Below are 23,991 nucleotides of genomic sequence, written 5' to 3'. Positions count from 1 at the left end.
TTTCATCACGTGAATGATTTAGCTATTGCGTTGAGTTTAGATTTTTAAAGAAAAAATATGATGAGTGTTTTCCAATCATTAGACTTGTATTGGCATTAAAACCCATAGTCTTAAATACAAAAAAGTGGCAATGCTTGCAACACAAGATACCCCCTTAATGCATATGTAGTATATATCGCAATATCTTAGGCAAAGAAGAGCTGATCTGTTTTTTGAAATGCTTACAACATGAATCACTCACATCATTTCAAATAAATTTCATATCAAATTCAAGTTGTTGAAGCCCCTAAAAATCAAATCCTAAAGATGCATAACATCATTTTTAATAAAGGTCTTAACAGTCATTAAATTCAAAAATTTTACAAGTAAATGCCGTAAAGGCTGTGTATTAAAGGCTATTGATGAAATATTCACTTTATTTTAAAGTCTTCAAAGTTGTTTGTTTAATTTTTTTAAAAAAAATCAGCCATGATGCGAAACAAAGCGGTAATATAAGCCATAAGATGTAAAACTTGCAGTCATCTTGTCACTCAACATCTAGCTTTCATTTGTTTCCACCTAATCATCATGTATTTGAAGATTTCAAACGAATGAAAACATGTACTATTTTTTGATAAAAATTAACACATTCAAATATTTTTATGCTTTACATTGGCTTCGTTTAAGCAATTAATAGAGCCACAAGTAATACAACAACATTGCTCTTAGCTAACATATGCCAAAATACTTAGAAAAACCACCAAATTGGGCAGATGATGAACGCCCTGTTATTCCGGGCTCACCGCCTGCACTTGATCATGCACGGTTTAAACGCTATGCCTATTTTATTATTGGTACTTTTATTGCCCTTACAGCAAGTTTGAGTAATGGTTTTATTACCGCCAATTTACCACAGCTTCAGGGTGAATATGGCCTAACACCGAGTGAAAGTGCTTGGCTTCCTGCGGTCTATGTCATGGCAAATGTAAGCGCCAATTTAATTTTGTTTAAAACAAGACAACAGTATGGCTTACGACTATTTACCGAAGTTTCCTTACTCGGTTTTATTGTCGTTATGTTGCTGCACTTACTTGTACAAGATGGCCGTATGGCCTTGATCATACGCTGTATTAGTGGCTTTGTTGCTGCACCATTAAGTTCACTTGGTATGTATTATATTATGCAATCTTTTGGCAAGGCCAATCGATTAAAAGGGCTTTATGTCGGTTTTGGTTTTAATCAATTAGGCATTCCTCTTGCATGGGTCATTTCACCTTTTTTGGTCAATGCAAACCATTGGGTAAACCTTTATACCTTTGAACTTGGCTTAGCCATTTGTTGCTTTGCAATGGTTGTGTCTCTTAAATTACCGCGTGGTTTAAAAATAGATGTTATTGAAAAAAAAGACTTTATGACTTTTTTACTCTTAGCACCGGGGTTTGCTTGTTTATGTGCAGTTTTATCGCAAGGGCCTATACTTTGGTGGTTTGATTCCGTATGGCTTGCTTACGTTTTAATCGCAGGTTTTAGTTTAATCGTACTCGGATTCTTTTTTGAATACCATCGCTCTAACCCACTCATTTTAATTCATTGGTTAGGCACAGCATCTATTCTGCGTTTTGTGATTGGTGCTTTTTTCTTACGCTTTTTATTATCTGAACAAAGTTTTACGGCGGTTAATTTTTTAAAAACGATGGGTATTGGGCCTGATCAGTTTGTTGGCCTATATAGCGTCATTTTTATTGGCATCTTACTTGGCACTTTATTTAGTGCTGCCACATTTTCAAAAGATCATTTGTTTTGGCCACTTCTTTTGGCTACATTCCTCATTTTAGTCGCCTGTCGACTTGATGCACATTTAACAAGTGATGTAAGACCACATAACTTCTTTTACAGTCAATTTTTAATTGCGTTTGCCAATGGATTATTTATTGGCCCATTATTGCTCACAGGTATGATGCGTACACTCAAACAAGGCACCAATTATGTGATCACTTTTATTATTTTATTTTCAGCCACACAAAACTTTGGCAGTTTAGTGGGTTCATCTTTTTACAACACATATCAAAAACACCAAGCACAGGTGTATCAACTTGATATTGAGCAAACACTCAATCGTACAGACCCCAATATTTACCAAAGAATTCATCAATATTCAGCCTTATATCAACCTTACTTAACCGACAGCACATTAGATCAAGCCAAAGCAAGCCAATTGCTTTCTCAGGTTATGGCTCGTGAGTCACAGGTCAGAGCATACAATGACGTTGTCAACATCAATAGCATCATTGCAGTTTTACTATTTTTGTGGACACTCATACATATTATTTTGCAAAAATATAGTAAACAATATAGATAAAACATTTGAGATTCAGCCATGACAGAAAAAAATGACAATGAGCAAAAAAATTCATCGAGTGAAGACGAAACCAGTAAAACCATTTCCACAAGTCTACCAACGCTTATTGTTATGGCCATTGTGCTTGTTATAGGCATCACGGCGATTTTATGGGCATGGCGCATTGGGCCATTTAACACACCTTTGCAAGACACAGATAATAGCTATGTAAAAGGCACAACAACTGTGCTTTCATCACAGATTAACGGCTATATTCAAGATGTATTGGTGAGTGATTTTGATCATGTGAAACAAGGTCAGCCCCTCATTAAAATTAATCCTGATCGCTATGATCAACAAGTCATACAAGCACAAGCCAGCGTAGAACAAAGTCAAAACAACTTTACCAATCAAAAACAAGTCATCGAACAACGTCATGCAGATATTGTTTCAGCACAAGCCAAAGTTGAACAAGCGAAAGCTCAATATCATTTGTCTGATCAACAACTCAAGCGTTATCAACAATTATCGAATAGTGGAGCGTCTTCAAAAACAGAACAAGATACTATCTCTGCGAACAATCAAAATAACCTTGCATTACTAAAACAAGCAGAAGCAAATCTTGACGTAGCAAAAGAGGCATTAAAAACAGCACAGGTTGCTCAAATTGGCTTAGATGCACAAATTAGAAATGCTCAAGCAAATCTTGATCAAGCGAAAATCACGAAAAATTATGCCATTATTACCGCACCTATGGATGGTCAACTAGGTGAAGTCACGCCTCGTTTAGGGCAATATGTTGCAGCAGGAACGCAATTACTTTTTTTAATTCCACCGAAAAGATGGGTCATTGCAAATTTTAAAGAAACACAAATTGAACATATGAAAATTGGTCAAAAAGCATCATTTACCGTGGATGCTTTGGGTCATAAAAAATTTACAGGTGTTGTTGAACAAATTTCTCCTGCTGCAGGTTCAGAATTTAGTGTTATTAAAGCAGATAACGCCACAGGAAACTTTACCAAAGTGGTACAGCGTATACCTGTACGCATTGAGATTGATCAGCATCAAAAAGATATTGCATTGTTACGCCCAGGAATGTCTGTGTTAACCTCCGTAGATACACATCAATAAGCCATGTTATGTTGACAAACCCTACACCGATCGAGCACATTTTGCATCATTCGCACTGTGTACTCGACATTAAACGTTTGGATCAAATCCATCCTTTTGTATCAGGTAATAAGTTTTTCAAACTGAAGTACAATATACAAGAGGCCATTCGACTCAAAAAAGATACACTCATTACCTTTGGTGGAGCATATTCTAATCATATTTTAGCGACCGCATATAGTGCTCAACAACATCAACTACAGAGTATAGGCATCATTCGTGGTGATGAACTAAGAGATAAGCCCTTAAATACTACGCTCACACAAGCGCATCACTTTGGTATGCAATTAGAGTTTATAGATCGTGCCACTTACAAACAAAGGCATGATGATGCATTTTTATTACAACTTCAGCAACATTACCCCAACAGTTATATTATTCCTGAAGGCGGAACAAACCATCTTGCCATACAAGGGTGTCAAGATATTTTAACAACAGCTGAAAAACAATATTATGATTTCATTTGTGTTGCGGTTGGAACAGGAGGAACTATTGCAGGCTTGATTGAATCAACAACATCAAAAAACCATATTTTGGGTATTTCAATATTAAAAGAAAATTTTCTACAACAGCACATTCAAACGCTCACCACACAATCGCACTGGACCTTGCATCATCATTATCATTTTGGTGGTTATGCTAAAATATCTGATGAACTGATTCATTTTATCAAAAAATTTGAGCAAACATATCACATTCCATTAGAACCCATTTATACAGGAAAAATGGTATATGCTGTATTTGATTTGATCTCTCAAAACTATTTTCCAAAACACAGCAAAATACTGCTCATTCATAGCGGTGGTTTACAAGGTAAAGCCAGCTTAATGCCCTAAAAACACTGTATCTTTGTATAAATCAGGTATAATGCCCTGCTTTTTTTAGTACGGCGTAATGACGATGGACAACCACTTTGATGTTATTGTATTAGGTGCAGGTGCAGCTGGACTGATGCTAGCGGCACTGGCTGGTCAAAAAAAACGTAACGTCTTGGTTTTAGAAAAAGCCAACAAAGTGGGTAAAAAAATCTTAATGTCTGGTGGTGGTAAATGCAATTTCACCAATTTAGATATCGAACCTCATCACTATTTATGCCATAACCCACACTTTGTTAAATCTGCACTCTCTCGCTACACACAGTGGGACTTTATTGGTCTAGTCTGTGAGCATGGCATTGAATATGAAGAACGAAAACATGGGCAACTATTTACAACAAAGGGCTCCAAACTCATTTTAAACATGTTATTAGATGAGTGTGAGAAAAGCCAATCGGTATCTATTCGAACCCAACATGATATTAGCGCGGTGAAAAAACAGCCGAATGGCCAGTTTACAGTCCATACATCGCAAGGTACTTTTAGCTGTGAATCTGTAGTTGTTGCAACAGGTGGGTTATCTATTCCTACGTTAGGTGGGTCAGGAATTGGCTACCACATTGCCAAGCAATTTGGACATCAAGTGTTTGATACACGTGCAGGGCTTGTACCCTTCACATTTTCAGATTATATCAAAGAAAGTGCAACCAAACTCAGTGGTAATGCTTTAGACGTTACCCTTTCTAATTCTAAAGCCACATTTACCGAAGCAATGCTCTTTACTCACCGTGGTTTAAGTGGCCCAAGCGCACTGCAATTGTCTAATTATTGGCATGCGGGCGAATCTTTTTATATTAACTTCTTTCCACGTCAGGATTTAGTCCAATTTTTCAAAGAAAAAAAACAACAACAGGCCAAATCACTTTTACGAACACTCTTACTCTCACTTACCACAAAAAATATTGTTTTAGAATTACAAAAATTAGTTTGGCCTCAAGACAGTGAACTTGCAATAGGCCAAATCAATGACCAACGCTTACAAGCTATTGCACAAAAACTTCACGAGTTTGAAGTAAAACCCTCAGGTACTGAAGGTTATCGAACAGCGGAAGTAACGCTCGGGGGAGTAGATACAACAGAAGTCTCTTCAAAAACAATGCAGAGTAATTATATCAATGGTCTGTTTTTTATTGGGGAGATATTAGATGTAACAGGTCATTTGGGAGGGTATAACTTTCAATGGGCTTGGTCATCTGCGGCAGCTGCCGCAGAATACATCTAAAACTTATTTAGACGTGAGGGGTTCGTCTGTATCTTTATCATTGGCTAAGTCATCAACATCTTTAGGTTCGTGACTAACTGTGCGAGGTAAAGGCTTTTCTGGCTCTCGCTCTAAACCACTGATCTCATTACTCTCAACAAAAATCGCTTTATATGCTTTATAAAGCACCCCAGCGGTAATACCTGTAATTACGATTGGGGCTAAATAACCCGGCTTTTTTTTATTACTGCCAAACATATCTTACTCCTTTAAAAAACCATTCGACTGTCAAAAGACAGTCGAATAGAACAGCATGAATTAATCATCATTAAGCATTTGGGTTTTCATTTTTGGGATCATACGGATTTACTTCATCTGTATTTTCTTTGGTATTTTTTGCATCAACTTCAGGTTTTTTATCTTCTTTGTTGTCTACTTTAGATTTATCAAGTAAACACGTAAGAATACGTTCTGCAGGTTGGCGACCGCCTAAACCAAAAGCCAAAGCAAACGCAACAGCAACCGCACCTAACGTCAAACCGAATGCAAGATTAACAATAGAGTCTGCAATACCCATCGCACGTAATCCCATTGCAAGCACAAGGCCCATAATAAGAATACGGACAACATTACCTAACCAACGAGAACTACTGTACTCGCCACGTTGTACAATATTGGCAACCACATTGGCTAACCAAAAACCGATGACTAAAATCACCGCGCCAAGTAAAATGCTTGCACCAAATTGAATAAACATTGCAATTAAATTGCTAATTTGTTCAAATCCTAAACGGTTTGATGCCTCTGATACTGCAAACAACATGGTGAAAAATACAATCAGTGTACCAACCACTGAAGACACTTTAGTTTCACCCATGAAACGTTGTACATCTAATTTTGCAGGAACATCGTCTACACCTGTGCCTGAAAGTACATCTTGTACTAAACCTGCAACAAAACGAGAAACAATATAAGCAATAATTAAAATCAGACCTGCAGCAATAAGATTTGGTATTGCATACATGATTTGATTTAACATCGCTGTTGCAGGTTGTGAAATCGCTTCAATACCTAGTGCTTCAAACGAAATAATCAAACTCGTTACAATAATTAAAGCAAATACAAATGAACCAAGGACTTTGCCGACACTGGTATTTTTGAATAAACCAATTTTTTCAACTTGTGCTTGCAAGCCAAAACCACTGACCACACCCTCAATAATACCACGTACAATTTTAGCAATAATATAACCAACGAATGCGATTACACCTGCAATGAAGATGTTTGGAATAAAGCCAACAACATCATTCACCATGTTTTGAATTGGCGATAGTAAACCGTCTAAATGTAAAATCGACAGTACCAATGGTAAGAATAAAAGTAAGATTAACCAATACACAATATTAGAAATATTATCGCTAATCGGTTGTACACCGACTTGATTACTTAACTTTTCATCAAGTTCTGTTTTAGCTAATAATTTGGTTAACCCTGCTTTTGCAAGACGTGCAATGATCCAGCCAATGCCACCAACGACTAATGCAGAAATCACATTTGGAATAAATACAAGAACTTGTGTAATCATTTGGCTAAATGGTGCACTTACGCTATTAATATTTAAAATATTAAGTGCAGCAACAATACCCAAGATTAAAATAAACCAAAATGCAAATTTAGACGTTAAACTTTCATAATCTGGTGTATGTCCTGTTGCAGAAGACAAATGTTTGTTCATATTGGCAGCACCAAGTGCCTTTTTAACACCAGCGGCAACTGCTAATGCTAAAATCCAACAAATAATAAATACAGCGATTGCACCTAAAATTGGCTGTAGTTGGCTCCAATAGTAACTAAAATTGACGCCGCCTCTCATACTTGAAAAGTACTCATTCATTTTTATACCTCTTGTTTTTATTGCAAATTTAAATATTTTTGTTCCATTATAATAACTATGAACAAAAATGTGCTCTATTTATCTTAAAATTGGCAAACAGATACTTTTTTAGACTGATTGAGTATACAATGTAAACGAAATTTTCTGATTTTAAGTAACAATAAACATAAAAATAACTGCATGAATACAATACTAAAAATAGTTAAGCCAATACACAGGCTAAAACAGATGTGGTATTTTCTGAGCATGTATAAATAAGATATAATGGGCACCAATTTTTAAAATACTCTCATTGTATGGCATACACGCTTACCCCCATTTCACTTGACCTTAATACTGATATGACTCATACATGCCACGTACATTTATCACGTGATCGGCATATCATCGGTATTATTGAATTTCATAAAGCAGGTTATGCATTTCAGTGGGAAGATCTTGAATATATGCGCCGTAAGACAGACGAATTCTCCCTCATTCCCGCACCTGAAGAATGCATTGCAGCAATTGTTATCGATATTCGTAATGTCACACCATTTATAGACCAAGAAACTCCAATCATTCCTTGGCGTTTAGTCGATGAAGAATGTCCAATTCGTCTGCTTATTCCTTCAGATCGTGTCGAATTTTATGCAGGATTTTTTGAACCTACATGGATTACCTCTGACTTAAACACAGCATTGGCTGAAATACGCACGAGTCTAGATAATTTCATGCACTAAATATTACCAGTAGTTTTCTACTGCAATATTTCCGACACCTCTTCTATTCATTGTCAGGCCTTTGCCTTTTAAAGCATTTTTAGTATCTTCGACCATTTGTGGATTACCACACAACATGACATGGCTAGTTTCAGCACTCAATTGACGTGCGGCAATATTTTCTAAATCACCTGTTTCAATCAATGTCGGCAATCGTTGATTGAGTACAGCAGATGAGTCACGAGTAATAATGGGTATAAATTTAAACCCCTGATGCCCTTCTGAAAAAACATCTACAATATGCTGTATCTGATCTACGTATGCCAATTCTTCACGTGTACGTACACTATACGCCAAATAAATCGATTGATAGTTTTTCCATACCTCAAAATCTTGTAACATAGATAAAAATGGTGCAACACCTGTTCCTGTAGCAAGTAACCATAGATCGTGTGGTTCAGGTGACTGATAACGCGCCAATGTCAAAAAACCGTAAGCCACTTTTTCTAAATAAATATCTGTACCTACGGTTAATTCATTTAAATGCGACGTAAAAGCACCATTTGGCACAACAATCGAAAAGAACTCTAATGTTTCATCATAGGGTGAAGAAACAACTGAATAGGCTCGCACCACTAATTCACCTTCTACACACAATCCAATCCGAGCAAACTGTCCTGCAGTAAATTTAAAGGCTTGAGGGCGCGTCATGGTAAAACTAAACAAATGGTCTGACCAACGTTTCACCGACAACACTGTTTCAATGGTAAATTTTTCAAGACTCATAATTTCAATGTATGACAAATGTTAACCTCATGTTAGCATGACCTCATAAATATTGATATTTTTCCATTTAAGGCCCCTACTATGCGTATGACGTTACGCCAACTTGCTGTTTTTGTTGCTGTTGCACAAGAAGGTACAGTTACCAAAGCAAGTGATGCGGTTAAGTTGACTCAAAGTGCAGCAAGTATGGCACTTGCAGATCTTGAAGATGGTTTAGGTGTACCATTATTTGATCGTCTCGGTAAAAGACTACAACTTAATGAGCTTGGTCGCTTTTTATTACCGCAAGCATTAGAAATTTTAGGTAGATGTGAATCATTTGAATTGATTGCCAAAGGTGAATTACAAAATATTGATTTACGTTTAGGGGCAACGCTCACAATCAGTGATTATCTCATGCCAGACCTCATGGCAGATTTTTTAAAATACCAACCCCAAGCCCACTTACAATTACAAGTCGGTAATACTCGACAAATGATTGAAGCAGTCAGCCAATTTCAATTAGATTTGGCATTAATTGAAGGTGAATGTCATTTACCGCAATTACACACCATACCTTGGCATGATGACGAACTTGCAGTGTGTTGTTCTCCAAGCCACCCGCTTGCACAGCTCAAAAGAGCGCTGACACTTAAAGATTTTAATGATATTGAATGGATATTAAGAGAAGAAGGCTCAGGTACACGAGATGTTTTTAACAATGTCATCTTAAAAGATCTTAACAACGCCAACATTCGTCTGACTTTAGGTCACAATGAAGCCATATTAAAAATTATTGCTGGTGGTTTAGGTCTATCGTGTATTTCTAAATTAGCATTAAAACCCATGCTCGAAACAGGTCAATTAGTGACCTTAAAAACACCTTTTTGGTCACTTAAAAGACCACTATACATGCTTATACATCAACAAAAATATAAAGGCCCTGGACTTAAACTTTTTATGAAATTTTGCGAAGCAAAATTTTCTAGGTCTTTAGAGAGTCTATAAAAAAAAGCCTGCATCAAACACGATGCAGGCCATACATTTTCAGTTATTCACCTTTTTGTACACTACCAAAAATTTTATCTCCAGCATCACCCAAGCCGGGCACAATATACCCTTGCTCATTTAATCCTTGATCTACAGATGCTGTAAAAATTCGCACATCAGGATGTTTACTCTCAACCTTTTGAATGCCTTCAGGTGCCGCCACCAACACCATTACTCGAATATCCTTACAGCCACTGGCTTTTAATACATCAATGGCAGCAATGAGTGAATTACCTGTGGCTAACATTGGGTCAATAATCATTGCTATACGATTTGCAACATCTGGTACTAATTTTTTATAGTATGTACGCACTTCAAGTGTTTCTTCATCACGCTCTAAGCCTAAAACACTCACTTTTGCACTAGGAATCAGATTTAAAAACCCATCTAGCATTCCAATACCTGCACGTAAAATAGGTACAACTGTGATTTTTTTCCCTGCAATACGCTGTGCCATCACTGGCCCTGCCCACCCTTCAATTTCTTGATCAACTACGAGCAAATCCTGTGTTGCTTCATACGTGAGTAACATCGTAACTTCTTGAGACAACTCACGAAAGTTTTTTGTACTAATATTTGCACGACGTAACAAGCCAATTTTATGGCGAATAAGCGGATGACGAATTTCTTGAATGGGCACAGTAATACACCTAAAAACAAATCAAATGATAGTTAGTATAACCTTTTCATTGACATAGTCACACCACTAACCTAACGCTATAGTGGGGGAATCTTTGCGACCTGAAAGAGATATTTCACAAGGATTTATATCTGCACCTTTCCACATTGCACTTGCACCGACAAATATCGCAAGGTCGAAACTCTTTATACAGCACTGCGCCTAGTGCATCAGCTCATGCAAAATTGATTGATGATCATGTACACTATCGCTATCTTGGCACGTCCATAAAGAATGTGTAATAACATCTGATCGTAGGCATAACCACAATGAAAATAGACTTTAGAGCTTGGCACGAAACGACCAATGTCTAAAATATTTTGACCATTCCACTTCGCTTTATAATTCAATACAGTTAAGAACTGTCCCCAACCAACATCCAACATAGCTTTGGCAAGTTTAGTATTCTTAACTATGTTTTTAATGCCTAAATCTTCAATCACACAACTCATTGCTTGGTTTTCACGAATGAGTCTATGGACTCATTGATGGTGCTGATTGAGGCGTTGATGTCTGACTTTCTCATAATTTGATGCGACCCATCGTTTTGACGTTGGTAATTTTTTGAACTTTTTTTCTTTCGAGTAAAGGTCTTTTGACTGATTGCTCAACCTATTTGACGACGCTGACAATAGCTAGAATTCTCTATTTTCACCCCATTAGATTGAATGAATGAGGAAGTACTCTAGCTTTAAATCAATGCTAATCGTTTGATTTGCATCAATCATTGTGGGTTTAGCTATATGCTTTGACGCTCTACAAGTACAGATGCGTAATATTGTCTAATTGCAGACTGACTGATGGTTACTGTTCTAATTTCAGCCTAAACATCTTGGATAATCTTGGCTTTAATCTCTTTGATTTTTCGAACATTCAAGTGTTATATATTGGTATTTAAAGCCTATTTTTTATTGACAACTAGAGGGGCAACAATAGCTACGATGCGATAGTATATTGAAAATCAAAATAGACCTGACTCATCGTCAGTTGGGCTATTCATCTAAAAAGCACTGCTTCGCAAAAAATCTTATAGAGGGAGAGTTCCGCCCGTGAAGTTAAACACCCTATGAGGTTTTCATTCATTCAATATATAAGCAGGATGTTTTAACACATATAAAATACGTTTCATGACGTTGCAACACATAAAACACCATCAGATCATTAAAATGTAGCAGTTCTTATACAGATCAAAATGAATGTTTTCCGCTAATATCAAGGTAGATACATATAAAAAAGGAAATATCTATGGATTTACAATTCAATCATAAATCTAATTATTTTTTAGCTGCACAATTGGTGATTCGCCATATCCAAGATCGACTTTTTAAAGAAAAAACAGATCATGTTAGTTTTTCTTTACAAGAATGGAAGCATTTGTTTCAAAATGACATGGCATCTGCTTCGGTCAACTTAGATGGCATTTTACATCTTGCCAGTAAATATGTGGTTGAAACACTTTCAGGGGATACTGCTCTCATTCACCATTATGATATTCATGCCAATGAACATACGACAACGATATTTTTAAATGAAAGTGCAGTTAATGCGCTCATTGATGATGCTCATCCACTCATCCCACCAGATGCTGCTACATACGAATAAAAAATGGGGTTTATGCCCCATTTTTTACTTTATCTTTTTTTGAATGTACTTTAGCTCGTACCGCAGGCCACGTCATCGTAAACCGAGCTCCTTTTAGGGTTGGGCTTTGATCTACATTTACTTTCCCACCAAACCAAAATGCAATACGACTCACAATAGATAATCCTAAACCGTAGCCACCTGAAGCACGAGTTCGACTATCATCTAAGCGAGCAAAAGCTTCAAATATACGCTCACGATCTTCTTCAGCAATACCCTCACCATCATCCTCGACACAAACAAAAGCCAAACCTTTTTCTACACCACCACTCACATGCACTTTTCCGTGGCAATGTCGTATTGCATTACCTACAAAATTTTGTACCACTCGATGTAAATAACGGCGTTCTGCTTCAGCAACAACATCTGAAGCAGGCATATCTAAAGTAACCGTTTTACCAGTTTTTAAAGCTTCAGTTTCTGTAACAACCTGACTTAATACCGAAGCAATTTCAATGTGTTCAATATCTAATGATGGAGCACCTTGTTCTAGCTTGGCATAAGTCATAATTTCATCAATTAAAGTATTTAAGGCCTCTATGTCCTTATCAATCATGCCTACTTGACTTTGTCTAAACTCATAGTCATCTTCATCTGCAAGCATTTCCATGGCAAAACGAATTCGAGCCACAGGCGTACGCAATTCATGAGACACCGCACGCATCAACTCGCGTTGTGCTTCAATTAAACGTTCAATATGATTTGCCATATCGTTATAACTTGAAGATAAACTGGCCATTTCATCATAACCATCGACCTGTAGCCGTGCCGATAAATCACCACTTTTAATTTGATCTAGGGCAACAATGGTTTGTTTTACTTTTCGCTGTAAAGGAAAAATTGCAAAATACACCCCTATACTGAGTAAAAATAAACTTAAAAGCGTAATACCTGCTGCAAGTTCAAATGGCATCCAATTAAACATAGGCACAGGGCCTATAATCAAAACTTCAGATGGATTATTCAGTAAAGGAGAGACGATAGAGATGGTTGTGCCACGCATGGTTGCACTGTCTCTATACAATAAAATACTTTGATCTTGTCTTAAACGGCCAATTTGTTCAGAGTCTAAACCTAAATCGAGTACTGAACGCATTTCTATCGGATAAGAAAAATGCTGTTGTATGGTTTTTAAATGTTGTTGTTCTTGTCCGGGATAGTAAATCAAATAGTCTAAAATAAAAATAGGTAACGCCTTCATTTGACGTTCACCAATTTTATTCACACTCAACAATAAATAATGTGTTTTATCTGATTTTAACCCCATGTACATATTTGCAACCATGCTTTGTGCATCGTAACGCACGACCGCTTGTTGGTTATCTATGCGCTTTTGTTCTGCACTAGATAATTCAATTTGATTTGCATCGACAAGGTGTAATGGTAAATCTAACAGATCAGAGGCATCTGAAATCCAATCTTTCTTTTGTTGCAACGTAGATTGACGCTCTACCCCTTGCGTCATCACATATGAAATTCCGTCGGTTAATGACTCTCTATATTGTTGAGCACGATGATAGTTGATGACCTGCGTAGAAAAATACGCAAGTACAGTCACTAAAATCACCATACCCACCAAAGTGGCATAAATACGAAGGAAGATACTGTGTTTAAGCACGAAGGTTTGTCCTTAGGGTAAAGCAGTCAGACACAGTTAAAGACCATTGGTTTCTTTAACAAATAAGTAACCTTTACTACGTACTGTTTTAATACGTTTTGGATTTTCAGGGTCATCGCCAATTTTAGGACGAATTCTTGAAATACGCACATCAATCGAACGGTCTTGGCCATCATACTCAATACCGCGCAGACGCTCAAAAATATCTTCTCGCGATAAAATACGCCCAGCATTTGATGCAAGCAACCAAAGTAAATCATACTCAGCACTTGTAAAATCAACCAATTCGCCATGTAGCGTTACCGAACGGCCACCGTTATCAATCACAAGATCATCAAACTCAATGCGTTGAGAGCCTTCTTCTTCCACCGTATTTTCTGTACGGCGCAACAAAGCACGAATACGAGCCAGCAACACGCGTGGCTGTACAGGTTTTGCCACGTAATCGTCCGCACCCATTTCTAAACCAAGCACTTGATCCATATCTTCTGTACGTGCGGTCAACATTAAAATAGGTTGATGATAGTGTGCGCGCACTTCTCGACAAACTGTTAACCCATCTGCACCAGGTAACATTACGTCGAGTACAACCATATCTGGTTGTTCAGCAATAATACGACGAATTGCACGATTACCATCTGGTTCTACAGCAACTTCTAAACCATTTCTAATTAAATACTCTTGGGTTAAACGAGCTAAACGCTCATCATCTTCAACAATTAAAATTTTTGGTAGCTTTTCTTCTTGAGTCATGTCAAGTCCCCTGTCAATTTTGAACTATATTTGTAATTTGGATTCAACAAATACTTTTTCATTAAGAGCAATATACACATGTTTACATTGTAAACAAGGTCATTTTCACCAAACTGATACAGGAGTAACGTAATTTGTAATAAATAGATTAATTTATAAAAATCATGAACTTTTATTTCACAAGACATCTACATAAAACTTAAAGAAAGCTCATTTTAATCTTTCAAAAAAAGACCTGATGTCTTTAGTCTTTTCCACTGTAACGACAGCAAACTACAAAGCCAACAAAAATCATCACCCTCTGGCGAAATTAAACCTGATTCATTGTCAAAAACCAATTTGAATGTTGTCAAATCACTAAAAATCACATGTGTGAAAAAATCAAAAAAATAAGCGTAAACAAACCTTTGTTATTATTGGTTGTATCAAATATTAGACTGTTTCACTATACAAATACATTAAATTAAAACACTGACTTATTTTTTCATTTTATATCAACGTATAAAAATAAACTGACAGATATGTCTTAAAAAGATTCGGTTATCTTTCATATGTATACGTTAAATTCATCACTCTCATATGAATTAAACATACTTTTCTCAGCTTTTTATTAAAAGTGAGACTCTTTTGAAGACACTAAAAAGCTCTACATAAAATAAACACATACATACCGTTTAGCCTAGATCTTGGCTTGATGCACTACATTAAAAGACAATTTATGATCTAAAATAAAATTTCAATCAAAAATTAAATGATACCGAATCATTTGATTTTTTTATATTTTACTACAAAACATACGGTGTACGTTATCATTCAAAAGGGCTAGCCCTGTTGGGTTAGCCCTTTTTAGATCATACAATTATCATGCGGTGATCTATGATTTTTTCTTTTTAGGCCCAAGGAGCATGCCCATTTGGCGACCTTCCATTTTTGGTGCTTGTTCAACAACACCAAGGTCAACCACATCTGTTTCGATCTTTTGCAACTGTAAAAGACCAAGCTCTTGGTGTGCCATTTCACGACCACGAAAGCGCAATGTGATTTTCACTTTATTTCCATCTTCTAAGAAACGAGTGATCGCACGTAATTTCACGTTGTAATCACCCACATCTGTGCCAGGACGAAGCTTAATCTCTTTCACTTGCACTTGATGCTGTTTTTTCTTCGCATCTTTTTGCTTTTGCTTTAAATCAAACAAGTGTTTGTTGTAATCCATGACCTTACAAACAGGTGGTTCAGCATTCGCCACAATTTCCACCAAATCAAGGTCATCTTGCTCGGCAACACGAATTGCTTCTGCTAAAGAAACAATTCCTTTTTGTTCCCCATCTGCCCCAACAAGACGAACTTCTTTTGCTCGAATTTCGTCATTGATAGCAGGGCGATTACTTTTACTTGCTTGTTGGTTACGATCAGTCGGTTTAATCTTTCTTACTCCACAATATGCCGGCCACGTTCGGCAACGGCTGTTTTTACTAGATCAACGAAAGCTTCAGTTGACATAGTACCCAAATTTTTTCCTGAACGTGTACGCACATTTACCGTTCCTTCTTCTACTTCTCGGTCACCTAGAACCAATAAGTATGGAATACGTTCTAATGTACGTTCACGGATCTTAAAGCCAATTTTTTCGTTTCTCAAATCTGAAATTGCACGAATACTTTGCGCTTTAAGTGCATCTACCACATTATTACATGCCACAGATTGTGTATCTGTAATATTCATTACGCAAACTTGCACTGGTGCTAACCATGGTGGCATAAAACCTGCGTAGTGTTCAATAAGTATACCAATAAAACGCTCAAAACTGCCAAGAATTGCACGATGTAACATAACTGGCTGATCGCGCTCATTGTCTTCTGTGACAAATGACGCATCTAAACGCTCAGGTAAGTTAAAATCGCACTGAATTGTACCACATTGCCAAACTCGGCCTAAGCAGTCCTTAAGAGAAAATTCAATTTTTGGTCCATAAAATGCACCCTCACCAGGAAGTAGCTCCCACTCTAGGCCTGCTGCATCTAATGCATCGGCTAGAGACTTTTCAGCCATGTCCCAAAGTGCGTCCTCTCCTACACGTTTTTCTGGTCGTGTAGAAAGTTTCATTTGTACATCTTCAAAACCAAAGTCTTTATAGACATCTAGCGTTTGTTGAATAAAGTTTGCAACCTCTTGCCCAATTTGCTCTTTGGTACAGAAAATATGGCCATCATCTTGAGTAAAGCCACGTACACGCATAATACCATGCAACGAACCCGATGGCTCATTACGATGGCAAGAACCAAACTCAGCCAAACGAATAGGTAACTCACGATACGATTTTAAGCCTTGATTAAAGATCTGCACATGACATGGGCAGTTCATTGGCTTAATGGCATAATTTCTACTTTCTGAATGTGTGGTAAACATGTTCTCTGCATAGTTTGCAGCATGACCTGATTTTTCCCACAATACAAAGTCCACAATTTGTGGTGTACGAACTTCTTGATAACCATATTGAGCTTGTACTTGACGCATATATTGCTCAAGTGTTTGGTAAATGGTCCAACCATTTGGATGCCAAAATACCATACCTGGCGCTTCTTCTTGCATATGAAATAAATCTAATGCCTTGCCAATTTTACGGTGATCACGTTTTTCAGCTTCTTCGATACGTTTTACATATGCAGCAAGTTGCTTTTTGTCTGCCCATGCTGTGCCATATACACGCTGTAATTGTTCATTCTTTGCATCACCACGCCAATAAGCACCAGAAATCTTCGTGAGTTTAAATGATTTTAAAAATTTCGTATTTGGTACATGTGGTCCACGACACATATCAACATATTCTTGATGATAGTATAGCCCCATCTGTTGTTCATTTGGCATATCTTGAACTAGACGTAACTTATATTCTTCACCACGTGCTTCAAATACACTGATTACGTCATTACGTGGTGTCACTTTTTTAACAACATCATAGTCTTGTGCAATTAAAGACTTCATACGTTCTTCAATGGCGGCCATGTCATCAAGCGTGAATGGACGTGGCATTTGAATATCGTAATAAAATCCTTCTTCAATGACTGGCCCAATCACCATTTTTGCTTCAGGAAACAATTGCTTAACTGCATGACCCACCAAGTGAGCACATGAATGACGTATGATTTCTAAACCTTCATCATCTTTTGGAGTAATAATTTGCAAAGTGGCATCTTGAGTAATCAGATCGCATGCGTCAACCAATTGACCATTAACTTTCCCAGCTACTGTATTTTTAGCTAGCCCAGGTCCAATACTTTGTGCAACGTCCATGACAGATACAGCATGGTCGTATTGTTTTTTGTCGCCATTTGGCAAAGTGATGATTGGCATAAAAAATCCTTAAGGAGTGATGCCCCATACCAAGGAGCATATCACCGCAAGATCATGATGAAGGTTAGACCTCAAAATATAAAAATAGCGGTGGTGAAAAAATATTGGCTTTCATTCTACACAGTGCGATGATTCAATCAAAGCTTTAGCATTGAGCATTAACCACGCGCTTTGCCTTGATCAGACAGTAATGCAACCTGTTGCACGTAGTTAAATAGTTTTTGTTTGGCTTGTTCGAGCTCTTCTTTGGTTGCTTGTAAGCTTTTATCTCGGTGGTAACGCAAAACATGCTGACGTAACGTATGTCTATCGGTTGCATTAAAATGTTTTGTGAAGTCATGTATTGCACTATCACCTTGCTCAACCATACGATCAACCCAGCGCACAAGTTGTGCCTGTTTTTTCAAACCTTGTTTTGGTGTGAGATAAGATAGTACAACTTCCTCATCTTCATTACGCAATAACTTTCCAATGCGTTGAAATTGGCGACGGCGTGCTTCAAATGATGTAATCAGTTGTACATCAAGCAATGCATCTATAAGGCGTTCATCTACAGGAAGCTGTTGGATTTGCTTGGTGGAAAGTGTTGCAAGTTGTTCACCTAAAGCTGCCATACGCTGTACAGCACGCTTTTGTTCACTTTTACTTGCACGACCTTCTAATGATTCAAAGTCTTCATTACTATAACTATTTTGCGGTCGACGTGCCACGATTAATCTGCCTCGTAAAATTTTGCTGAAAACAGCGCTTGAACATCTGCTACAGCTTGTGTCTCATCTGGCCCTGTGACCACTAAACGTAACGTTGTTCCTTTTCCAGCACCTAGCATGAGCAATGCCATGATATTTTTAGCATCAATGAGCTTCTCACCCTTTCCAAGTTGGATTGAGGATTGGAACTTTGTGGTTACTTCAATGAGCTTTCCAGAGGCTCGAGCATGTAAACCGAGTTTATTAATTACATCTACTGTGGTGTCAATCATGACCAGTGCTTCATTTCTCTATGTAAAATTTGAATAGACCAATCCGCTGAAAGTGCTTTTTGTAGTCTATCTATGATGTAAACAGATCGATGTTGGCCCCCTGTACAACCAATGGACACTGTTAAGTAGTGTCTATGGCCTTTTGAGTATGTAGGCAACCACTTTTGTAAAAACAGATAAATATCATTATACATGTCTGTCACTTGGTCATGTTTTGCAAGAAACTGCTGTACTGGTTGATCAAGACCTGACAATTTTCGCAGTTGCAAATCCCAATGCGGATTTGGTAAGTGCCTTACATCAAACACGTAATCAGCATCCAAAGGAATACCATGCTTATAACCAAATGACTGTAAAATAACAATCAGTTTATCAGACTGCCCCAGTTTTGTTAAAAGTGTATGTTTTAAATCATGCACACTTTTATCTGTGGTATCTATATTTACAGTCGATCTGAGCTGTATGGGTAATAATAAACTTTTTTCCGCCTGAATGCATTCATTTAGGCTTTGGCAACGCCCAGTCAGTGGATGCGGGCGTCTAGAAGCACTAAATCTTGCAATAATTTGCTCATCTTTTGTACTTAAATAAATAATGTCTACCGAGCCGTGCTGTTGTAACTGCTCAAATACACTTTCAAAGTCTTGTAAATCAGCCTGCGTACTTCGCACATCTACACCTAAAGCCAACTGCTCTAGGTTATTTTCGTGGTCTAGTTTTGCCACAATTTCTGGCAATAGTGCCAAAGGCAAGTTATCAATACAATAATAACCAAGGTCTTCTAAAACTTGAAGTGCAGATGTTTTTCCCGAACCGGACTGTCCTGTAACGATCAAGATACGCTTCATCGCTTTATCCTTTCATACAAACGTATTAATCTTTAATTAACTTCACATATAAGTTATCAATCAAGCGTGTTGTGCCAAGTTTTACAGCAACAAATAAAACAAATTCTTTATCTGTGCTTTGTACAAAATGCAAATGTGGTGTGAATGCTTCAACATAATCTATAGTAAATCCTGCCGCTTGTAAGCGCTCTTTTGTTTGAGCCAATACATCAGCAAGTGTTTCGCCTTCATGTAAAGTTCGTTCGGCATCTAATAGACTTTGATAAATCAAAGGAGCTATTGCTCGTTGTTCAACGCTTAAGTACACATTTCTTGAACTAAGTGCTAAGCCATCTTCTGCACGTACGGTCGGTAAAGCAATAACTTCAACATTTAAGTTCAAGTCTTGTACAAGCTGTTTAACCACAGCCACTTGTTGAAAATCTTTTTGACCGAAGAAGGCATAATGTGGTTGTACAATATTAAACAACTTGGTCACAATTAATGCCACACCATCAAAATGATTCGGTCTCGATGCACCACATAAAATCTCTGTAAGTTCAGTGACTTGTATACGCGTAATGACTGGTTTTTTGACATACATTTGATCAACTGATGGCGCAAATATAATATCGCACCCTACATCGACCAAAAGCTGACTATCTTGTTCTAAAGTGCGTGGGTAATTTTCAAAATCTTCATTTGGACCAAACTGTGTAGGATTAACAAAAATACTGACGACAACGACATCGCAAATTTTCTTCGCTTCACGGACTAGGCTTAAATGCCCTTCATGTAAATTACCCATGGTTGGTACAAAACCAATGACTTTTTTTGCACTACGTGCAGTGTGTAATGAAGCAGCAAGGCCATGTACAGAGGTTTCAGTTTTCATTATTTTAGCTCAATTTGAAAGGTCTGTTCTAATGCAGGAAATGTATTTTTTATCACTGCCTGATGATATGTTGTTATCGCATCTAAAATAGCATAAGGGCCCGATTGTTTGCTCATAAAATTATAAACAAATTTTGCAACATGACCATCAGTGAGACCCAACATATCTTGTACCACCAATACCTGCCCGTCTGTATCTGCCCCTGCGCCGATACCAATCACAGGAATTTCAGGAAATGCTTGAGCGACTTCTTTTCCAACTTGTGCAGGCACACATTCTAATAACAAAATGGCCGCACCAGCATCCACCAACATCTTGCATTCTTGTAATAAAGCATCTGCACTTTGGCGAGTTCTTGCTTGAACTTTATATCCACCCAATACATGTACAGATTGTGGTGTCAGGCCTAAATGCATACATACAGGAATACCATTACGTGTTAATGACGCTACAGTATCACTTAACCAAGCACCCCCTTCTATTTTGACCATTTGTGCACCCGCTTGCATCACCTTTTTAGCATTTTTCAAGGCATCTTTGGTCGTTGCATATGCCATAAAAGGCAAATCTGCCATAAGAAATGCATGTTGATTCGCACGGCGCACACATGCAGTATGGTACACAATATCTCTTACAGTCACAGGTAGCGTCGAATCATGCCCCTGTATGGTCATGCCCAGTGAATCCCCAATTAAAACACTGTCAATTTGAGCAGTTTCCATGGCTTTCGCCATGCTTGCGTCATAACACGTTAAGCATGAAAATTTTCTGCCTTCTTTTTTAAAGCGGCGTAAATCACTTAAATTAATCATGGCGCAATATCCTTCAACGGTTTTTTCACTGTGTTGTCTGCTTTACCCAATCATTGTTCGCAATGGGCTGTAGCATCGTGTGTTGTACAACATTTAATTCTTTTAACACCTGACCTTTGACAACCATGTTTGGATTTAAATCTAACAGTGGTAGCAACACAAAATCTCTTTCCAACAAACCCAAATGCGGTACGATTAAACGTTCATGCTGAATGGTTTGATTGTTATACCATAATAGGTCAAGGTCTAAAGTACGCTCACCCCAACGACGTAATCGAATACGTCCAGATTCTTGTTCAAACGCTTGTAATGCATCAAGTAAAGCCAACGGCATGAGCGTGGTTTTCAATTCAACCACTGCATTGAGATAGTCAGGCTGATCTTGTGGCCCCATAGGCGCAGTTGAATACAATTGCGAGACTCTCACAGTACCTAGCGTAGCCAGTTTCGCTACGGTTTGGCATAAAATCTGTTTTGAGTCTCCTAAATTACTTCCCAAACCAATATATGTTGTATGCATTATTGTGTTGGCCCAAACGTCACATGTGCCAAATCACGCTGTACACGTTTACGTTTTAAAATTGGATGTTTAAAATCTATATTTTCAGAAGACGTCGATTGAGTCGCAACATGTCGATCAGCAGTTGTGATTCCATCTGTTGTAACATTCGTAGTTTTCACTCGTCTTGAAAACTTCGATCTTGGTCGTTCATCTTTAACCAACGGCTCTTGTGTATCAATAGTTTCCGTGCTTTTGTGACGTTTCTTACTACGCTGTCTATTGTATTTGGCAATCACTATCTCTTTTTCATCACGAGATAAGTGTTGATACTCTTCCCACCACTGCCCCATACCGTCTGTTGTTGTATCACCTGATTTTTCACGCAAATATAAAAAATCAAACCCTGCTCTAAAACGAGGGTGCCCTGCAAGCGATTCAATTTGCTGTGGCTTTGGACTCATTAAACGAACTTGCATTTCCCAAACTTCTCGAATAAACGTTTCGGTAAAGCGAGGAATCACTGTACGTGTACACTGACGTTTAATCACATCTAATCCAGCTTGTGCTCTTGCTTCGGCAGGTGGCAATGCTTTATTAAGATAAAACTGTGTTCTTTCTAAAAAATTTTCCCACAATAAAACAGCATAAAAAAATGCAGGATTAATACTTTTACCCACCTGTATACGCTGATCTGTATTACGAGCGACACGTTCGATAAACGGGTTAATGGTTGGTGGTATATCTGCAAAAATTTGCTTCCATACATCAAATTGAATCAATAGAGGTAATACTTGATTCAATTGCCCCATAGTAAATAATTTTTGTGACTCATCATACAAACGATGAGGTGAAATATCTCTTAAGAGTTTCGCCATATTTGGCGTAAAAACATCTACAATATCTTGAGCAATATTAAATTTCAATTTGGCAGCAAAACGTAAAGTCCGTAGCATGCGCACAGGGTCTTCTTCAAATCGCTTTGCAGGTTGACCAAGAAATCGTAACGTTTTGCTTTTAATATCATCAATTGCATGACAAAAATCTAAGATAATGTCTTTTCTTGGCTGATAATACATTGCGTTAATCGAAAAATCACGTCGAACAAAATCCTGTTCAATCGTCCCCCAATTATTGTCTCGTAAAATCATGCCTTGTGCACTGGTCACTTCTTTTTTAGGTGGTGCTCGAAAAGTAGCAACTTCTATGAGATCTCGACCAATATAAACATGAGCCAATTCAAAACGGCGGCCGATAATACGACAACGGCGGCCAAAAGCTGCTTTAATTTGTGCAGGTGTAGCATTGGTGACTGCATCGAAATCTTTTGGGTTCAAGCCCAAAATGAGATCTCGAACTCCCCCTCCAACGATGTATGCTTCATAGCCAGCTTTGGTTAAAACATCAATCACTTCAATAATTGATGGTGGTAATTTCTTAATGGCTAAGCCATATTTTGACGCGCGTAAAGTGTGCAAAAGACGCTCTCTCCTACGTCTGTAATGAATAATTCATTGTGTCCAATTTTTTCAAAATTGCATAAAGTATGGCAATTTCTTGGTATCTTATACTAAGCATGCCCGAGTTTCACCCACAAGTTTTAAAGAACTAAAATATCTTTGTTTTTTTCAAAAGTTTTTTCACCAATACCAACGACTTTTTTGAGTTCTTCAATCTGCTGAAATGGGCCATTCTCTTGGCGGTGTTGAATAATCGCTTGCGCCTTTTTCTCACCTACACCATGCAATTGTTGCAATACATGCATATCTGCCTGATTAATTGAAATTTTTCCTGTTTGGTGCACCACAGGTTTTGTATCATTTTTTGATTGTAATGTACCTGCAACAGGAAGCTGATTTGACTTCCATTGCAGATACTGTTGATCATAATTTGTGGCGTTTGCATGTACCACTTGAACCAAGGCACAAAACACCCATAAAACTATTTTTTTCATA

23 protein-coding genes and 1 pseudogene are annotated in these 23,991 nt (G+C 37.6%); 7 read left to right on the top strand and 17 right to left on the bottom strand.

The window, feature by feature from the left end:
• The first annotated feature begins 715 nt into the window (after positions 1 to 715).
• The 4 genes from I2F17_RS09575 (at position 716) to I2F17_RS09560 (ending at position 5,587) form a co-directional block, all read left to right on the top strand.
• Positions 716 to 2,338, top strand: coding sequence for an MFS transporter (locus I2F17_RS09575; protein ID WP_211139757.1), 1,623 nt, complete (start codon positions 716 to 718; stop codon positions 2,336 to 2,338).
• A gap of 18 nt (positions 2,339 to 2,356) precedes the next feature.
• Entirely contained in the window at positions 2,357 to 3,451 is a 1,095-nt protein-coding gene (locus I2F17_RS09570; protein ID WP_211139756.1) for an HlyD family secretion protein, read from the top strand.
• A gap of 8 nt (positions 3,452 to 3,459) precedes the next feature.
• On the top strand, positions 3,460 to 4,326 hold the full coding sequence (locus I2F17_RS09565; protein ID WP_196423530.1) for a 1-aminocyclopropane-1-carboxylate deaminase/D-cysteine desulfhydrase: 867 nt from the start codon (positions 3,460 to 3,462) through the stop codon (positions 4,324 to 4,326).
• Positions 4,327 to 4,390: 64 nt separating this feature from the next.
• On the top strand, positions 4,391 to 5,587 hold the full coding sequence (locus I2F17_RS09560) for a BaiN/RdsA family NAD(P)/FAD-dependent oxidoreductase (protein WP_211139755.1): 1,197 nt from the start codon (positions 4,391 to 4,393) through the stop codon (positions 5,585 to 5,587).
• Between the two features lie 3 nt (positions 5,588 to 5,590).
• Here I2F17_RS09560 and I2F17_RS09555 read toward each other — a convergent pair whose 3' ends face one another.
• The gene (locus tag I2F17_RS09555) at positions 5,591 to 5,824 is read right to left on the bottom strand and encodes a hypothetical protein (RefSeq protein WP_211139754.1); all 234 of its coding nucleotides are present in this window, start codon (positions 5,822 to 5,824) and stop codon (positions 5,591 to 5,593) included.
• Positions 5,825 to 5,975: 151 nt separating this feature from the next.
• Positions 5,976 to 7,460: pseudogene (locus I2F17_RS09550) on the bottom strand (mechanosensitive ion channel); the annotation flags it as partial.
• Positions 7,461 to 7,756: 296 nt separating this feature from the next.
• Here I2F17_RS09550 and I2F17_RS09545 point away from each other — a divergent pair.
• Positions 7,757 to 8,182, top strand: a complete 426-nt coding sequence (locus I2F17_RS09545; RefSeq protein WP_196423526.1) for a hypothetical protein — start codon at positions 7,757 to 7,759, stop codon at positions 8,180 to 8,182.
• Positions 8,183 to 8,185: 3 nt separating this feature from the next.
• On the opposite strand, the gene I2F17_RS09540 is transcribed toward I2F17_RS09545, so the two are convergent.
• Entirely contained in the window at positions 8,186 to 8,947 is a 762-nt protein-coding gene (locus I2F17_RS09540; RefSeq protein ID WP_196423525.1) for a ferredoxin--NADP reductase, read from the bottom strand.
• Between the two features lie 81 nt (positions 8,948 to 9,028).
• Between I2F17_RS09540 and gigC the strand changes: the two genes are divergently transcribed.
• The gene (gene gigC, locus I2F17_RS09535) at positions 9,029 to 9,934 is read left to right on the top strand and encodes a LysR family transcriptional regulator GigC (RefSeq protein ID WP_196423524.1); all 906 of its coding nucleotides are present in this window, start codon (positions 9,029 to 9,031) and stop codon (positions 9,932 to 9,934) included.
• A 43-nt stretch (positions 9,935 to 9,977) separates the two neighbouring features.
• Here gigC and upp read toward each other — a convergent pair whose 3' ends face one another.
• Both upp and I2F17_RS09525 read right to left on the bottom strand, forming a co-directional pair.
• Positions 9,978 to 10,616: a uracil phosphoribosyltransferase gene (upp, locus tag I2F17_RS09530; RefSeq protein WP_196423523.1), complete on the bottom strand. Its 639-nt coding sequence runs from the start codon at positions 10,614 to 10,616 to the stop codon at positions 9,978 to 9,980.
• Positions 10,617 to 10,825: 209 nt separating this feature from the next.
• On the bottom strand, positions 10,826 to 11,098 hold the full coding sequence (locus tag I2F17_RS09525) for a transposase (protein ID WP_196423522.1): 273 nt from the start codon (positions 11,096 to 11,098) through the stop codon (positions 10,826 to 10,828).
• An 802-nt stretch (positions 11,099 to 11,900) separates the two neighbouring features.
• On the opposite strand from I2F17_RS09525, the gene I2F17_RS09520 reads away from it, so the two are divergent.
• A complete protein-coding gene (locus tag I2F17_RS09520) occupies positions 11,901 to 12,257 on the top strand; it encodes a hypothetical protein (protein ID WP_196423521.1) in 357 nt (118 codons plus the stop codon).
• 10 nt (positions 12,258 to 12,267) lie between these two features.
• Here the strand turns inward: I2F17_RS09520 and I2F17_RS09515 are convergent, their stop codons facing one another.
• The 12 genes from I2F17_RS09515 to I2F17_RS09460 all read right to left on the bottom strand — a co-directional run bounded on the left by I2F17_RS09515 (position 12,268) and on the right by I2F17_RS09460 (position 23,990).
• On the bottom strand, positions 12,268 to 13,914 hold the full coding sequence (locus tag I2F17_RS09515; RefSeq protein ID WP_196423520.1) for an ATP-binding protein: 1,647 nt from the start codon (positions 13,912 to 13,914) through the stop codon (positions 12,268 to 12,270).
• A 36-nt stretch (positions 13,915 to 13,950) separates the two neighbouring features.
• Positions 13,951 to 14,667, bottom strand: a complete 717-nt coding sequence (locus I2F17_RS09510; protein WP_196423519.1) for a response regulator — start codon at positions 14,665 to 14,667, stop codon at positions 13,951 to 13,953.
• An 874-nt stretch (positions 14,668 to 15,541) separates the two neighbouring features.
• Positions 15,542 to 16,093: a translation initiation factor IF-3 gene (gene infC, locus I2F17_RS09505; RefSeq protein WP_196423538.1), complete on the bottom strand. Its 552-nt coding sequence runs from the start codon at positions 16,091 to 16,093 to the stop codon at positions 15,542 to 15,544.
• A 5-nt stretch (positions 16,094 to 16,098) separates the two neighbouring features.
• Positions 16,099 to 18,021, bottom strand: a complete 1,923-nt coding sequence (gene thrS / locus I2F17_RS09500; protein ID WP_211139753.1) for a threonine--tRNA ligase — start codon at positions 18,019 to 18,021, stop codon at positions 16,099 to 16,101.
• A gap of 158 nt (positions 18,022 to 18,179) precedes the next feature.
• Positions 18,180 to 18,731: a ribosome biogenesis factor YjgA gene (yjgA, locus tag I2F17_RS09495; RefSeq protein ID WP_196423517.1), complete on the bottom strand. Its 552-nt coding sequence runs from the start codon at positions 18,729 to 18,731 to the stop codon at positions 18,180 to 18,182.
• Between the two features lie 2 nt (positions 18,732 to 18,733).
• Positions 18,734 to 19,003, bottom strand: coding sequence for an HPr family phosphocarrier protein (locus I2F17_RS09490; RefSeq protein ID WP_196423516.1), 270 nt, complete (start codon positions 19,001 to 19,003; stop codon positions 18,734 to 18,736).
• On the bottom strand, positions 19,000 to 19,851 hold the full coding sequence (rapZ, locus tag I2F17_RS09485; RefSeq protein ID WP_196423515.1) for an RNase adapter RapZ: 852 nt from the start codon (positions 19,849 to 19,851) through the stop codon (positions 19,000 to 19,002). The genes I2F17_RS09490 and rapZ overlap by 4 nt, the downstream gene beginning before the upstream one ends.
• Positions 19,852 to 19,876: 25 nt before the next feature.
• Positions 19,877 to 20,725, bottom strand: a complete 849-nt coding sequence (gene panC, locus I2F17_RS09480; RefSeq protein ID WP_196423514.1) for a pantoate--beta-alanine ligase — start codon at positions 20,723 to 20,725, stop codon at positions 19,877 to 19,879.
• On the bottom strand, positions 20,725 to 21,537 hold the full coding sequence (gene panB / locus I2F17_RS09475) for a 3-methyl-2-oxobutanoate hydroxymethyltransferase (RefSeq protein ID WP_211139752.1): 813 nt from the start codon (positions 21,535 to 21,537) through the stop codon (positions 20,725 to 20,727). The genes panC and panB overlap by 1 nt, the downstream gene beginning before the upstream one ends.
• A 25-nt stretch (positions 21,538 to 21,562) precedes the next feature.
• On the bottom strand, positions 21,563 to 22,057 hold the full coding sequence (folK, locus tag I2F17_RS09470; RefSeq protein WP_213014465.1) for a 2-amino-4-hydroxy-6-hydroxymethyldihydropteridine diphosphokinase: 495 nt from the start codon (positions 22,055 to 22,057) through the stop codon (positions 21,563 to 21,565).
• Positions 22,057 to 23,514 (bottom strand): polynucleotide adenylyltransferase PcnB, encoded by a 1,458-nt coding sequence (gene pcnB, locus I2F17_RS09465; RefSeq protein WP_196423512.1) that lies wholly within the window; start codon positions 23,512 to 23,514, stop codon positions 22,057 to 22,059. Before pcnB ends, folK begins: the two co-directional genes overlap by 1 nt.
• 122 nt (positions 23,515 to 23,636) lie before the next feature.
• Positions 23,637 to 23,990, bottom strand: coding sequence for a ComEA family DNA-binding protein (locus tag I2F17_RS09460; RefSeq protein WP_211139751.1), 354 nt, complete (start codon positions 23,988 to 23,990; stop codon positions 23,637 to 23,639).
• Position 23,991: the final 1 nt, after the last annotated feature.

The sequence above is a fragment of the Acinetobacter baretiae genome (assembly GCF_015627105.1).
Taxonomy (GTDB): domain Bacteria; phylum Pseudomonadota; class Gammaproteobacteria; order Pseudomonadales; family Moraxellaceae; genus Acinetobacter; species Acinetobacter baretiae.
The sequence above is the reverse complement of the archived record's forward strand: the minus strand, read 5'-3'. Positions and strand labels throughout refer to the sequence as shown.

Coding starts and splice junctions, on each gene's coding strand:
- I2F17_RS09575 (WP_211139757.1), top strand. CDS start 716: ATGCCAAAATACTTAGAAAAACCACCAAATTGGGCAGATGATGAACGC.
- I2F17_RS09570 (WP_211139756.1), top strand. CDS start 2,357: ATGACAGAAAAAAATGACAATGAGCAAAAAAATTCATCGAGTGAAGAC.
- I2F17_RS09565 (WP_196423530.1), top strand. CDS start 3,460: ATGTTGACAAACCCTACACCGATCGAGCACATTTTGCATCATTCGCAC.
- I2F17_RS09560 (WP_211139755.1), top strand. CDS start 4,391: ATGGACAACCACTTTGATGTTATTGTATTAGGTGCAGGTGCAGCTGGA.
- I2F17_RS09555 (WP_211139754.1), bottom strand. CDS start 5,824: ATGTTTGGCAGTAATAAAAAAAAGCCGGGTTATTTAGCCCCAATCGTA.
- I2F17_RS09545 (WP_196423526.1), top strand. CDS start 7,757: ATGGCATACACGCTTACCCCCATTTCACTTGACCTTAATACTGATATG.
- I2F17_RS09540 (WP_196423525.1), bottom strand. CDS start 8,947: ATGAGTCTTGAAAAATTTACCATTGAAACAGTGTTGTCGGTGAAACGT.
- gigC (WP_196423524.1), top strand. CDS start 9,029: ATGCGTATGACGTTACGCCAACTTGCTGTTTTTGTTGCTGTTGCACAA.
- I2F17_RS09520 (WP_196423521.1), top strand. CDS start 11,901: ATGGATTTACAATTCAATCATAAATCTAATTATTTTTTAGCTGCACAA.
- I2F17_RS09510 (WP_196423519.1), bottom strand. CDS start 14,667: ATGACTCAAGAAGAAAAGCTACCAAAAATTTTAATTGTTGAAGATGAT.
- thrS (WP_211139753.1), bottom strand. CDS start 18,021: ATGCCAATCATCACTTTGCCAAATGGCGACAAAAAACAATACGACCAT.
- I2F17_RS09490 (WP_196423516.1), bottom strand. CDS start 19,003: ATGATTGACACCACAGTAGATGTAATTAATAAACTCGGTTTACATGCT.
- rapZ (WP_196423515.1), bottom strand. CDS start 19,851: ATGAAGCGTATCTTGATCGTTACAGGACAGTCCGGTTCGGGAAAAACA.
- panC (WP_196423514.1), bottom strand. CDS start 20,725: ATGAAAACTGAAACCTCTGTACATGGCCTTGCTGCTTCATTACACACT.
- panB (WP_211139752.1), bottom strand. CDS start 21,537: ATGATTAATTTAAGTGATTTACGCCGCTTTAAAAAAGAAGGCAGAAAA.
- folK (WP_213014465.1), bottom strand. CDS start 22,057: ATGCATACAACATATATTGGTTTGGGAAGTAATTTAGGAGACTCAAAA.
- I2F17_RS09460 (WP_211139751.1), bottom strand. CDS start 23,990: ATGAAAAAAATAGTTTTATGGGTGTTTTGTGCCTTGGTTCAAGTGGTA.